The following is a 12,602-nucleotide window of genomic DNA, read 5'->3' as shown; positions in this document are numbered from 1 at the left end:
GATTACACAAGTTAATACGTAAAAATACTTCAGAGATTTTTTGCTTTCAATACAAGGTTTAACCGGAAATATTGGCCTGAGAGGTTGATATCTCCCTTTTTTGGAGCTAAGTCCATATGATGCCTGAAAACAAATGATTTGTGAGCGGTGGAATATATTTACGCAAATCGACTTCGATAGACGAAGGACTTAATTCCTCATACAAGTTACCGAATTGCCTCCAGACCCGCAGTTCGAAAGGATGTTAACCTTGTCGTATTATTCCAGGATGATCCGAGAAGCCTTATACCCCGGGAATTTTAGAGACCGGGCTACCCGCTGCAATTAGATCCACCATAATGTCTAGCTTTTTGGAGTAATCTTCAGTAAGGGTGTCATCATCCTTCGAAACTGATATCTCACCTCTAACCATGGGGATGCTATACGGCATTACCCATGCCCTAAGCGCTTTTGCCACGGAGTCCATGGCGTTGATACCCTGCATGGCCTGCACTCCATCTGCCCAGCAGATCATACCCACCACTTTGTTGGTGAGGTAGGGGATAGGTTCTTTGGCACTAATCTCCAGCCAGTCGAGACAGTTCTTCATCGCACCGGTCATGCTGCCGTGATACATCGGAGTTAGCCAGATATGGGCATCACATTCTCTGAAAGTAGTTACCATATTCTTAACACTCACAGGTGTTTCTTTATGACTGAAATCGAGTAGGGGAATGTCAGCGTCGGCAAGATTGAACACTACCGGACTAATTCCTGCTGCTTCCAGTTTTTTCTTTAATGGTACAATAACCTTATGTGAGGTGGCGTGAGGTCCGTTTTCCAACGAGCCATTGAAGATCATAATTTTCATCCGGTGCTTAATTGTTTTGATTAGAAACCCATTCCAGTAATAGTTTCAAATAGCTTGGGAAGGCAAAAGTAATGATTAAGGATTTGGGAAAGGAAAGTTGATGCTAAAACAAGGTTGGTGGTGATGCGTTTCTCCTGAAAATTTACATTTTGTAAATATTTTTAGGATACTCATTCTAATAACTGTAAGAAATGAACGCACCAAGAATCCAAACCAATCTATCCTTAAGGCAGGTACTCTCAGAAGATTTCCAAGAATATCCAATCAAGGGAGGATGGGGTTATACCATGGAGGACGTCATTATTATTGACAAAAATGATCCGATCAACACGAGTCAAATTTTCAGGGGTATACAAATTGAGAAGAGTATAGTTGAAAAAAGGATACATGAGGAATTAATAATATTCCGTCCTAAAGGTGATAGGTACATGAATATCGATTGGAAAATGATCAAACAGAATCTCTACATGAAGGATGATCTGGTTTATGATGAATTGATCTATCAGGTGACCGCTTTCTCTAGTTTAGAACCGTACAGTTTTTCGGGAGGAGGTCAAACCTTCTGGTTTGAGATATCCAGTTTTTATTGAGGTTGGAAAATGACCATTTTATCCTCGCTTTTTGACAGCGATACAATTACAATTGAGAAGGTTTGATGATTACGTTTTACCCACCTTACTAATTTCATCTGCTTGTCACTTCCATTGTTTTTATTAGAATTGTGATAGACAAATGAAAATCAAGGGACGCTATAATGCGTCATTTTCAAATTTGATTAGCTCATCTTATGATTGGCTCATCGAGTTTTTCACCTCTTCCTGAGCTTGGCGGCCCCATGCGATTAAACAATATCGAACATGTTTGATATGGCCCCATTGCGCATTTAGACCCCAGGATTATTCGTTTCATAAATTTTATTTGTCCGTCATGGACTGAATATAATTAACCATCAACTAACTAATGAACCCAAATATGAACGAATTCAACTCCGGAAAAGCCAATAACACGCTCTTTGCGAACACCTTTACTTTTACGATATGCTTTGCTGGTTGGCTCCTCAACGGAGTTTTGGTCACTTTTCTCGTGGATAACCAGGTCTATAACTGGACTGCGATTGAAGTAGGATGGCTTATCGGGATACCGGTACTTTCCGGAGCAGTATTTCGATTACCTGCCGGTATTTTGACTGATAAGTTTGGCGGACGCCCAGTCTTTGTTATTCTCTTAATGGTCTGCGCCATACCTATGTATCTATTAAGTTATGTTGATAGTTTTTGGACCTATGCGCTATGCAGTCTTGGGTTTGGCTTGGCCGGAGCCAGCTTCGCGGTTGGCATTGCCTTTTCTTCGATATGGTTCCCCAAACAAAAGCAAGGTATTGCCCTTGGGATCTTTGGAGCGGGAAATGCTGGTGCCGCTATCACTACACTTGTGGGCCCCGGATTACTGGTATACCTGACAGATGGTAAAACAAACCTTGAAGGGTGGAGAATGATGCCTCAGATTTATGCGGGAGTATTACTTCTGACAGCGATAATGTTTTGGTTTTTAACAGAAAACAAAAAGCCTGCAAGCAGCAATAAAACTTTACGTGGTTTGCTGAGTCCATTGAAATCCATAAGGGTGTGGCGTTTTGGTCTTTACTATTTTCTTGTATTTGGTTGCTTTGTTGCCTTCGCAGGTTGGCTTGTTCCGTATTACACCAACGTTTATAACCTGGATCTTGCTACCGCGGGCCTATTGGCGTCTTGCTTTAGTTTGCCATCAGGAGTTATACGTGCGTTTGGAGGATGGCTGTCAGATAAATTTGGAGCAAGGCAGGTTATGTATTGGGTGTTAGGTACCTCTGTGGTTATCAGTATGTTGCTTTTTATACCCAAAATGGATGTGTATACCGCTGGTAAAGGGATAAGTGCTAAAAAAGCAGGAGAGGTGACTTATGTATCAGATAGCAGAATTGAGGTTGCGGGTGTAAGCTATGAACTGCAAGGTAAAACTGATGCCCTGAGTAATGTGGAGGATCGGTTTATGGTTTTTCCAGCCCGTGAATCATGGCAGCAACCTAAGGTGAAGGTAGGTGATCAGGTGAGCAAAAAGCAGCTGATTGCGGAGGGTAAAACGCACATCTATTTTCAGGCTAACCTTTGGATCTTTGCCACGCTTGCTGTACTTATTGGCTCCGTATGGGGCATCGGAAAAGCGGCGGTCTATAAACACATTCCGGATTACTTCCCTAATGAAGTGGGTGTTGTCGGTGGTATGGTCGGTGTACTTGGCGGACTTGGCGGATTCTTTTGTCCAATATTGTTTGGCTATTTATTGGAAGGGACGGGGCTTTGGTCCAGTTGCTGGATACTCATGCTGGTTTTGTCCGGAGGCTGTCTGATTTGGATGCATCGTGTGATCCAGGGGATGCTGCAAAAAGGCTCGCCTCAACTCGTTAGAGAGTTTGAAGAGGCGGCTTGACGCTAGAAAGTATATTTTGATAGGAGAGAGCTTATTGCCTTTTTGGTTACTATTTCTTTGATCCGAAAAGGTCGTGTGTCTTCCTCTGGTAAATTCATGAGATTGAAGGAAAAGCAGGTAATCAAGGATTACCTGCAATTACTGGATTTTCTGAAGTATTGACTTCGTCTTTCTGTTCGTTCAATTGGATCTTTACGGTTTTAGTTACTACTTCGCCATCAGTCCATACGGCAACCTTGTAGAATTCGCTAGGTACTTTAGTTAGGTCGAATTGTTCGCCGAAGGACCCTTTTCCAGTTATTTTATTGGTTTCCAGTAAATTTCCGTGAGCGTCGTAAATGTAGATTCTCATTTTCCTAATGTCATTGGATATCATCCTGACAATCAAGGAATTTCCTTTCTGCAAAATTACAGGGAGAATTAGGGTTTCCTCCTTTTCATTAGACACGCTAAGGTTATCGCCAACTGTGAACGGTACGGTTCTGATTACATAATCATCCTGATATTTTAATTGATAGTTTCCTTGAGGGATATTGGAAAGGTCATACTTTTTGTCAAGTTTTTCAGAAGTACGGCATTCATCTGTGTATTCGACTTGTCCATATTGATCCAGAATAGAGACCCTGGCATTTCCTCTTACATGGTTTGCGGTGAGTTTAATTAGACCATCATTAGTTACATCAACATAATAATAGTCATCCCCGGTAAATCCTGTTTGGGCATGGACAAAAAATGCGACGAAAAGGAAAGGAGTAAGTAGGGCGAGTCTCAATAAAGTGAAGGTGCTAGTTGAGAATTTTGTTTCAGGAGTTTGAAGTGCAGTTTTCATAATTTCTAATCATTTTGTTCCAGATATACTGATCATTTTTAGGGATCAGAAGTCATCAATTAATGACAATTCAAAGCTCGTGGATATAGCCAGGCAAGGTGTAGAACGCCTGTAGCAATGATTTGAAATGAATATTTTAAGGCTTGAAGGGACGTGTCAAACCCTTGTAATTATGTTGCACGGCTTAAAAAATGGTTGCAAAACGAGTGAAACAAGGAAATAAAGGCCCTTTTTCGAGTGTAGTGAAAAGTAGTTTTTTTGGATTATAAAAGCCCTTTTTCCAGTAATGATTTTTCGATTTCATCGTGGGTTTCCCAGAACTTGGTTTCAATTTGTTTTAAAAGTCTCTGAAACTCCGAATGTTCCCTCAACTCATCGAAAATCGGACTGTCTTTCATGAAACGGATAGTCACGTAATGAAGGTAATCCTGCGAGGCGTAAGTTTCCAGACATTTCAATGCTTTTTCAGTTTCGCCCATTGCAGCATATATTTCTGCATTCCAGAATAGTTGGAGTGGCCTTCTGGATGTTGAGTTTGATAATCGGGTTTCTACAGCTTCGAAGTTCTTCTTTGCCTCATCAAAATAACCGAGTTTCTCACAGACAAACCCCAATCTATAGGAATACCGTTCATCTTTCTCGGATTTGAAATGATAATAGGCACTGTCGTATTGCCTCTGCATAAAAAAAATGAGGCCTAGAATATTCCTGTTTCTTTGATCCGGATGTTGATGCAAAAAATTCTTGAAGATGGATTTCCCTGCTTCATAGTCGTGTTTCCAATCTAAGGTCAGGAATATTTGGTCAGGAGTCATTTCCAACCCTAATTCAGTGGCTTTATTTATATATGCCTGAGCTTCTTCAAAAAAACCGTTTAATCTGAGATCTGTCGGAAGATAACCAAAATCTAGCTGAATTTCGGATGAATCTCTTTCAATGTCCAGTTGTGCGCAACGAAGGGAGTATTCGAGCGCTTTATCGGCATTAAGTCTTGTGCCTAGCGAATTACGGGCAACTCTTAAAGCCATGATATTCCCAGGGTCTAGTTTTGCAGCCTTTTCTGCCAAAAGAAACCTGAGCTCAATAAATGCAGAATCATTATCCAAAGACCAGTCCTTTCTACCCTGGTAATAAAAACTGCCCAACTTGGCTATTATGCTTTCAGGTAAATTCGGATCAAGAAACATGGCCGTTTCAGCACTTGTATTCATTTCGTATTTATACCTGTCATTGGTACTCCAATTCAGGTGTAGACATGCTTGTGATAATTTTGCATGTGCTTGTACGAAGGTGTTGTCAAGTGCGATGGCTTTCCTGAAATAAGCCCTTGCTTTTTTTAATTCAACCGTATCATATCCTGATCTCCATCGTTCGTAAGGGAACAAAATTTCATTTCCCTTCAAATAAAACTCAAAGGCTTTTTCATTAGTTGTTGGTAGTTTTTCGATGCGTTCATTTTCATCCTCGGTAATCAAGGCTTTGATTTCAGTAGCAATGTTTTTGGCCACTTCAATTTGCAGATCGATGATGTTATCGGCCTTGCGTTTGTATTGCTTGGACCATATGTGTCTGTCGGTAGGTACTTCAATCAACTGGATGGATAGGAGCATCTCATCACCATATTTCTGACCACTTCCTTCTACTATGTAACTGACATTCAGTTCCTTTCCGATTTCGGTTAGTGGTTTATTATTTAGCTCTTTGCGGTATTGTTCTACTGAGGTTCGACTGATAACTCTCAAGTCTTCGATTGAGCCCAGATTATTCAAAATTGATTCCATCAAGCCATTGACGATATAGACGTTGGAGGAGTCATGACTGTCATTTCTAAAGGGTAAAATGGCGATGGACTTTTCCAGCTCCTGGACAGGTTTGCTCGTGCTATCACTAAATGCGAAATATCCTGCGGTGATGACCACAATGATGAGCACACCTATGCCAAGAAGTGGGGTTTTTCTTTTGTTGGCTGAGGTTGAGTGCTTCCTTTCTGGGATTTTTCCGTCCTTAGCATCACCTGGAGTAAAACCAAAAAACTCATGAAAGGACTTGCTGAAGTATGTAGCGCTTCCAAAACCGACCCGATGTGCCACTTCGGAGGCGGTTAGGTTTTCGTTTTGTAACAAGTCCAGTGATCTCTCCAATCGGTATTCCCTGATAAACTGGCTGATCGATTGCCCGGTCAATTCATGAAGTTTGCGGTGAAGGGTGGAACGGCTCATTCCTACAGATTCTGCCAACTGATCTACACTAAACTGTTCGTTGTGAAGATTGGCTTCAACTTGTTCGTTGAGTTGCGATATGAGTTGGTCAGGGGTGGACATGATTGCTATATCAACTTAAGAATATTTCCTTAAAAAGCATTGAATAAATTGTCAACAATACTATTGTCACTTTTAAAGCAGGCTTTTCTCCATTAAATCCTTCTCGATCTCATCATGTTTTTTCCAGAACTTTTCCTCCATCCGTTCTAACAGCTTTATAAATTCAGGATTCTTTCTCATTTCACCGTAAATAGGGCTGTCCTTGATGAACCGAATATTCCAATAGGGAATGAATTCCTGATTGAGTGCAGCTTCGAGACTTTTTATGGCTTTTTCCTTATCATTTAAGGCCGAATACAGTTCTGTTTGATTAAAATATTTATAGGCTTCCGGTAAACCTTCATACCTCTCCATTCCCAAAGCGTAATATTTTTTTGATTTATCAATAAATCCCAGCTTTTCGCATATAAAAGCAATCCGGTTGTAATCTCCATAAGCCAAATAAACTTCAATATCGTACTCTATTTTTTGATAATATTCATAAGCATCATCATAGCGTTCCATAAAAAAATAGGCCTGAGCCAAAAACCTATTCAACTCACGGTTGTTCGGACGTTCCGAAACTGCTTCTTGTAAAATGCTTGCACATTCCTTATAGTCACTTCTTTTATCAGCGATTAATTCAGTTTGTTCAATTACTCTGGCAACATGTCCTTCTGCCGTTAATTCTTCCATTATGCTTATTGCTTCCTGAGCTCGATCAAAGAAACCGGCGACTCTAAAAGATCGGGGTAAGCCAAAGTAATCATTGATCAGTTCGGATGTATCCTTATCAATTTCCAACTTCAGACTTCTTAGCGCGAATTCAAGTTGATACTTGAGATTGGGTCTATCCCAACTGGAGATATCTCTGGCTATACGCAATGCCAGAATGTTATCGGGGCCCACCTTCGTTGCTTTCTCTATATAACCATACATCAGTTCTAAGTGAACTGAATCCCGGGTTCGAATGGTGTCTCTTACAAACTCAAAGTGCAAAGAGTGTGATTTTGCAATTAGACTTTCTGCCAATTCCGGATCATAGAGCATCGCCATTTCGGAAGCAGACTTCATTTCATGGGCATATCGATCGTTGGTAGCCCAGTTCAGATGATAACATGTCAGCGATAGTTTGGCATATGCCAGGGCATAAGTATTGTCCACTTCAATTGCCTTCCTGAAATATTCTCTTGCCTTTTTTAACTCGATAGTATCATATTGAGCTGTCCACCTTTCGTAGGCAAACACAATTTCATTTCCCTTCAAATAATAATCATAGGCCTGTTCATTAGTTGTAGGCAGTTTTTCCAGTAACTCCTGTTCATCCTCTGTGACAATAGCTTCAATCTCTCTGGCAATACTTTTGGCTACTTCTATCTGCAAATCGATAATATTATTCGCCTGGCGCTTGTATTGCTTGGACCAGAGATGTCTTTCGGTAGGTACCTCTATCAATTGTACTGTGAGCAACATCTCATTTCCATATTTCTGTCCGCTTCCTTCCACGATATAGCTGACGTTCAATTCCTTGCCGATTTCGGTGATGATTTTGGAATTCATCTGGTTGCGGTATTTCTCCACGGAGGTCCTGCTGATAACCCTCAAATCTTCAATCAATGCCAGGTTATTGAGAATTGATTCCATCAAGCCATTCACGATATAGACATTGGAGGAGTCATGACTGTCATTTCTAAAGGGTAAAATGGCGATGGACTTTTCCAGCTCCTGGACAGGTTTGCTCGTGCTATCACTAAATGCGAAATATCCTGCGGTGATGACCACAATAATGAGCACACCTATGCCAAGAAGTGGGGTTTTTCTTTTGTTGGCTGAGGTTGAGTGCTTCCTTTCTGGGATTTTTCCGTCCTTAGCTTCACCGGGAGTAAAACCAAAAAACTCATGAAAGGACTTGCTGAAGTATGTAGCGCTTCCAAAACCGACCCGATGAGCCACTTCGGAGGCGGTTAGGTTTTCATTTTGTAGCAGATCCAGTGATCTTTCCAGTCGATACTCGCGAATGAACTGACTAATTGATTGCCCGGTTAATTCATGAAGTTTCCGATGGAGGGTGGAGCGGCTCATGTCTACTGATTGTGCTAGTTCATCTACACCAAACTGCTCATTTTGGAGATTGGCTTCAACTTGTTCGTTGAGTTGCGATATGAGTTGGTCAGGGGTGGACATGATTACATATAACAACTTATAAAAAAAAGCTGAAAAAAGCTAGGGCTAGAATGCTCCAGGGTCTGGGAATGGCTCATGACCGCGTGGCAATCGTTCAAGACCTATCGGCAATCATTCCTGACCATGAGAAAATGACAAATGACCGCTCGGTAATTATTCCTAACCACCCGGCAATCGCTCATGACCGCCAGACAATGATTCTTTACCATGCGGCAATCGCTCATGACCGTCGGGCAAACGTTTATGACCATGCGGCAATCGTTCATGACCAGAATTCAATCGAAGAAACGGTATAGAAAAGCATTCCACCGTAGCAAAAAATGATAAAAACGCATTCAGAAGTCATATATCCCACGAGAAAAATGAAATATCCGGGGTCAGAAATGACAGAAACGCTATAGAAAATGACCCAACTGCAAGGAGAAATCGTAAAACGCTGCTAGAAATTACGAAAACGCAGGAAAAGACGTTCCTCCCCGTTGCTTTCGCACCAAATCGCAATTATCATAAGCTGTCCTGAGTTTGCAACTCAGGATGGCTGGTGAGTAAATAACTGTCACAAGTGGACACTTGCGCCAATAGGGATTAGGGGTGCACCGTAGGTCTTTTGCCTCACGGCTGTCTACTCGATTATGTGGATTTATTTTAGTCGATTCTTCAGGTCCATTCGTTCATGTAGAATTCTGGTTATCTCAACAAGTTCATTTGAAATTATGCGATAAAATACAATATGCTGGTTCACCTTAATTCCAAATAGATCTCTCCTTATTCCCTCGTAATTTCGTTCTTGTTGTTGGTTCGTTGCAATGGAATTAAATGTGCTAGTGAGTAGTTCGTGGTTGTTATCTGCCTGCCGTTCAGACCATCGATCATATGTATAGTTCCAAATATCTGACAAATCCTGAACTGCAAGGTTAATTAACCGATACTTACCCATTAGTTCTTGATGCCTTCAGTTGTTGCAAATGTGTTGAAGGGTCAAAATCTTCTGCAATTCCACTGTCGATTCCGTCTTGAATGGCCTTTTTAAGTGAAAGAACCTTATTCTCTTCTTCTTCCAAGAGCCTTAATCCGGCTCGAATAACTTCGCTGGCGTTCTTGAATCGACCTTCTGAAATGCTATGTTTAATAAAATTGTCGAAATAGTTCCCGAGTGAAATAGATGTGTTCTTGCTCATTCTTCAAAAGTACCAAATATTGGTATAAATGGCAAGTGTTTAAATTCCACATAACAACCGAGTATAGTGCACTACATCCGCCTTGTATTTCAAGTTATGCGTATAATAATATGCCTTATAATTTAGCCATTCCGAATTTAACCGTTTTCTACAATTAGGACAAAGGAGGGAAGATACATCCAGCTTCTCAGAGTCTATCAATGTCATTCTGAGGAGGAGCAGTCAAGTTAACCTATATCCCCAATTTCATGGATTCTGCCACAAAGGATCACTGAACTTGCACTGATCCAGAAAATAATGGCGGAGTGTGGTCAAACTTTTCAATCTGAGCAATTGAGACCCGCCATCGATGGAAATTTGATAATTCTACGGTCGTTATTCTAATGAAATTGATGTTTTGATATGATTATTTTAAATAATTATCTCATTTATTGATGATTAATCAATCATTTTGTTATTTCATTGAAAACATTTCATTCTGATGCTCGTACTTTGTATTACCCAAATTCTTCAAACACTATGAAAAATTTAAGTTTAACAAGTTTAATGAGTCCGGGTACGCTGGGAGCGTATCAGTGGGACTCCAACGGAAGAACGATCAAGGAGTTAATACTTACCAGTACATATGCAAAAGAACATAGTATTACCTCTATGCATCTGAATCTGTTAGAATTTTCAGCCATTAACGAACCTGGCGATGAAATTACGGTACATGACTTTCCAGGTCAGAAGGCAGTTGATTTTACCAGTTTATCCTGCGGTTCATTTTTGCGATCAAGGAATATCGTCAAATTGGAGCAGGGAAAATACAAAACCCTGCGGTTCTATATAGCCGGAGAGGACAGCTATTTCACTACCTGCAAAAGAGAGCAGCGGGATATGTCGGATGTTAACTTCCTTGATTTCGAAGTGGATGGCGGGTTTTACATCACAGGCGAGGAATCCCCTGAGTTCATTTTGAGGTTTGATTTCCCGCCATATGAACCGGGCCGTGTTTCCAAAGGGCTTGGCAAGGCGGTGTTGTTCCCTTTTAGATTAGGATGGCAACTGAGTCAAAAGTTACAGCAGAGTTTTGGAACTTAATTAGCGCTGACATTCAGACTCATGAAGCATCTATCACGGTGCTTTATGAGTTGTTTTCCCCGGTTTATTCCTTATTAGCTTAATCATAAGCTCCCTTGCCTGGGGGATTTCCGGCCTGACATTTATTTATAAACTCGTCCTCCTATGGGTTTTCGATACAAAATTCACATTTTGATACGATATCTATATTTAGATGAATATGAATTAGTCAATAAAAAGCCTTAATTGACGCGTTGAGATATCATTATTTTATAAAAAGCAATCCAATTTTGGTAAAAACATAATTTATAGAAACAATACTAACATCATTCGGTCAGGAGCTCAGATATCTTGCTGACGAATCTTTCACCCAAAAATGATCGAATGATATGAACGGATTGAGGATATTATTTTACTCAATAGTGGTGGCCCTTGGAGGCTTTCTGTTTGGCTTTGATACAGCGGTAATCTCCGGAGCTGAACAGGCCATAGAACAAGTATGGCAATTAAATGTATATCAGCATGGACTGACGGTATCCATTGCGTTGATAGGTACCGTGTTGGGCGCGTTGATAGGAGGGATACCATCAGATAGGATAGGAAGGAAATACACCCTTTTCTGGATCGGTGTGCTCTATTGGATCTCAGCTGTGGGCTCCGCACTTGCGACAGATTGGTACCTCTTTTTAGTTTTCCGATTTATGGGTGGCATAGGTGTTGGGATCTCGTCTGTAACAGCGCCATTGTATATATCTGAAATTGCACCCGCTCATTCCAGGGGTCGGTTAGTCGCTCTGTTTCAATTCAACATCGTGCTAGGCATACTCATTGCCTACCTATCCAATTATGTACTTGCTGGTTCCGGCGAGATGGCCTGGCGATGGATGCTGGGCGTGGAAGCATTCCCGGCACTTGTATTTCTGATCGCGGTATTGTTTATCCCTAAGAGCCCGAGATGGTTGATCGTTCAGAAGGATCAAATCGATGAAGCCAGAGACATCCTGCATTTTATTCGACCAGGGGAAGTCGTGGAGAAGGAAATAATCTCTATTCTCTCATCTCGTGAATCTGAAAAGGGTGGAGCCTCTTCCAACCTGTTTCAGCCAAAGTACAAGTTTCAAATGGCACTGGTCATCGCCTTTGCGATGTTTAACCAGCTCTCCGGCATAAATGCGATCATTTATTATGCGCCGAGGATCTTTGAAATGGCAGGACTCGGTCAGAATTCGGCGTTGCTTTCCACCTTGGGGATTGGCGCAGTCAACTTCCTGGCAACTCTTTTAGCCATGAATTTTATAGACAGGTTTGGAAGGAAGTTCCTTATGTTCATTGGCTCCTTTGGTCTGATCGCAACATTAGGAATGGTCTCAGGAGCATTTTATGCCAATACCTTTGACAACCTTCCAATATTCTTTTTTGTCTATATCGCCTTTTTTGCCTTTTCGCAAGGCGCTGTGATCTGGGTTTTTATATCTGAAATCTTCCCCAATTCCGTCCGTGCAAATGGTCAGGCGCTTGGCAGCTTCACTCACTGGTTGATGGCCGCCATTATAGCCTTCATTTTTCCGGGTATAGCACAAAGCCTTGGTGGAGGAAACACGTTCCTGATCTTTTCAGTGATGATGATGGGTCAGCTGGTATTCGTGTGGAAATGGATGCCGGAGACCAGAGGAATCTCCCTGGAGGAGATGGATGCCAACCTTATTAGAGTAACCAAATAAGCATGAATAAAC

General features: G+C 41.3%; 11 protein-coding genes. 5 read left to right on the top strand and 6 right to left on the bottom strand.

The window, feature by feature from the left end; genetic code table 11:
• Nucleotides 1-283: 283 nt before the first annotated feature.
• On the bottom strand, nucleotides 284-850 hold the full coding sequence (locus NXR94_RS16105) for an NADPH-dependent FMN reductase (RefSeq protein ID WP_258105704.1): 567 nt from the start codon (nucleotides 848-850) through the stop codon (nucleotides 284-286).
• A 191-nt stretch (nucleotides 851-1,041) separates the two neighbouring features.
• Between NXR94_RS16105 and NXR94_RS16100 the strand changes: the two genes are divergently transcribed.
• Both NXR94_RS16100 and NXR94_RS16095 read left to right on the top strand, forming a co-directional pair.
• Nucleotides 1,042-1,440, top strand: coding sequence for a hypothetical protein (locus tag NXR94_RS16100; protein ID WP_258105703.1), 399 nt, complete (start codon nucleotides 1,042-1,044; stop codon nucleotides 1,438-1,440).
• A gap of 382 nt (nucleotides 1,441-1,822) precedes the next feature.
• Nucleotides 1,823-3,316, top strand: a complete 1,494-nt coding sequence (locus NXR94_RS16095) for a nitrate/nitrite transporter (RefSeq protein WP_258105702.1) — start codon at nucleotides 1,823-1,825, stop codon at nucleotides 3,314-3,316.
• Nucleotides 3,317-3,437: 121 nt separating this feature from the next.
• Here NXR94_RS16095 and NXR94_RS16090 read toward each other — a convergent pair whose 3' ends face one another.
• From NXR94_RS16090 to NXR94_RS16080, 3 genes are all read right to left on the bottom strand, one after another.
• Nucleotides 3,438-4,145: a hypothetical protein gene (locus tag NXR94_RS16090; protein WP_258105701.1), complete on the bottom strand. Its 708-nt coding sequence runs from the start codon at nucleotides 4,143-4,145 to the stop codon at nucleotides 3,438-3,440.
• Nucleotides 4,146-4,408: 263 nt separating this feature from the next.
• Nucleotides 4,409-6,466 (bottom strand): helix-turn-helix domain-containing protein, encoded by a 2,058-nt coding sequence (locus NXR94_RS16085; RefSeq protein ID WP_258105700.1) that lies wholly within the window; start codon nucleotides 6,464-6,466, stop codon nucleotides 4,409-4,411.
• 72 nt (nucleotides 6,467-6,538) lie between these two features.
• Nucleotides 6,539-8,629: a helix-turn-helix domain-containing protein gene (locus tag NXR94_RS16080; protein ID WP_258105699.1), complete on the bottom strand. Its 2,091-nt coding sequence runs from the start codon at nucleotides 8,627-8,629 to the stop codon at nucleotides 6,539-6,541.
• 50 nt (nucleotides 8,630-8,679) lie between these two features.
• On the opposite strand from NXR94_RS16080, the gene NXR94_RS16075 reads away from it, so the two are divergent.
• Nucleotides 8,680-8,925, top strand: coding sequence for a hypothetical protein (locus tag NXR94_RS16075; protein WP_258105698.1), 246 nt, complete (start codon nucleotides 8,680-8,682; stop codon nucleotides 8,923-8,925).
• Between the two features lie 344 nt (nucleotides 8,926-9,269).
• On the opposite strand, the gene NXR94_RS16070 is transcribed toward NXR94_RS16075, so the two are convergent.
• Nucleotides 9,270-9,566 (bottom strand): type II toxin-antitoxin system RelE/ParE family toxin, encoded by a 297-nt coding sequence (locus NXR94_RS16070; RefSeq protein ID WP_258105697.1) that lies wholly within the window; start codon nucleotides 9,564-9,566, stop codon nucleotides 9,270-9,272.
• Nucleotides 9,559-9,807 carry a type II toxin-antitoxin system ParD family antitoxin gene (locus NXR94_RS16065; RefSeq protein ID WP_258105696.1) on the bottom strand — a complete coding sequence of 83 codons (249 nt, stop codon included), beginning with the start codon at nucleotides 9,805-9,807 and terminating at the stop codon, nucleotides 9,559-9,561. The genes NXR94_RS16070 and NXR94_RS16065 overlap by 8 nt, the downstream gene beginning before the upstream one ends.
• 519 nt (nucleotides 9,808-10,326) lie before the next feature.
• On the opposite strand from NXR94_RS16065, the gene NXR94_RS16060 reads away from it, so the two are divergent.
• Complete coding sequence (locus NXR94_RS16060; protein ID WP_258105695.1) at nucleotides 10,327-10,890, top strand: hypothetical protein; 564 nt, start codon at nucleotides 10,327-10,329, stop codon at nucleotides 10,888-10,890.
• Nucleotides 10,891-11,258: 368 nt separating this feature from the next.
• Nucleotides 11,259-12,590, top strand: coding sequence for a sugar porter family MFS transporter (locus NXR94_RS16055; protein WP_258105694.1), 1,332 nt, complete (start codon nucleotides 11,259-11,261; stop codon nucleotides 12,588-12,590).
• The last annotated feature ends 12 nt before the right edge of the window (nucleotides 12,591-12,602 follow it).

Source organism: Marinoscillum sp. MHG1-6 (genome assembly GCF_024714475.1).
GTDB lineage: Bacteria > Bacteroidota > Bacteroidia > Cytophagales > Cyclobacteriaceae > JAMZMI01.
This window is presented reverse-complemented; position numbering and strand designations above follow the sequence as displayed.

Coding starts and splice junctions, on each gene's coding strand:
- NXR94_RS16105 (WP_258105704.1), bottom strand. CDS start 850: ATGAAAATTATGATCTTCAATGGCTCGTTGGAAAACGGACCTCACGCC.
- NXR94_RS16080 (WP_258105699.1), bottom strand. CDS start 8,629: ATGTCCACCCCTGACCAACTCATATCGCAACTCAACGAACAAGTTGAA.
- NXR94_RS16055 (WP_258105694.1), top strand. CDS start 11,259: ATGAACGGATTGAGGATATTATTTTACTCAATAGTGGTGGCCCTTGGA.
- NXR94_RS16085 (WP_258105700.1), bottom strand. CDS start 6,466: ATGTCCACCCCTGACCAACTCATATCGCAACTCAACGAACAAGTTGAA.
- NXR94_RS16075 (WP_258105698.1), top strand. CDS start 8,680: ATGCTCCAGGGTCTGGGAATGGCTCATGACCGCGTGGCAATCGTTCAA.
- NXR94_RS16090 (WP_258105701.1), bottom strand. CDS start 4,145: ATGAAAACTGCACTTCAAACTCCTGAAACAAAATTCTCAACTAGCACC.
- NXR94_RS16065 (WP_258105696.1), bottom strand. CDS start 9,807: ATGAGCAAGAACACATCTATTTCACTCGGGAACTATTTCGACAATTTT.
- NXR94_RS16095 (WP_258105702.1), top strand. CDS start 1,823: ATGAACGAATTCAACTCCGGAAAAGCCAATAACACGCTCTTTGCGAAC.
- NXR94_RS16070 (WP_258105697.1), bottom strand. CDS start 9,566: ATGGGTAAGTATCGGTTAATTAACCTTGCAGTTCAGGATTTGTCAGAT.
- NXR94_RS16060 (WP_258105695.1), top strand. CDS start 10,327: ATGAAAAATTTAAGTTTAACAAGTTTAATGAGTCCGGGTACGCTGGGA.
- NXR94_RS16100 (WP_258105703.1), top strand. CDS start 1,042: ATGAACGCACCAAGAATCCAAACCAATCTATCCTTAAGGCAGGTACTC.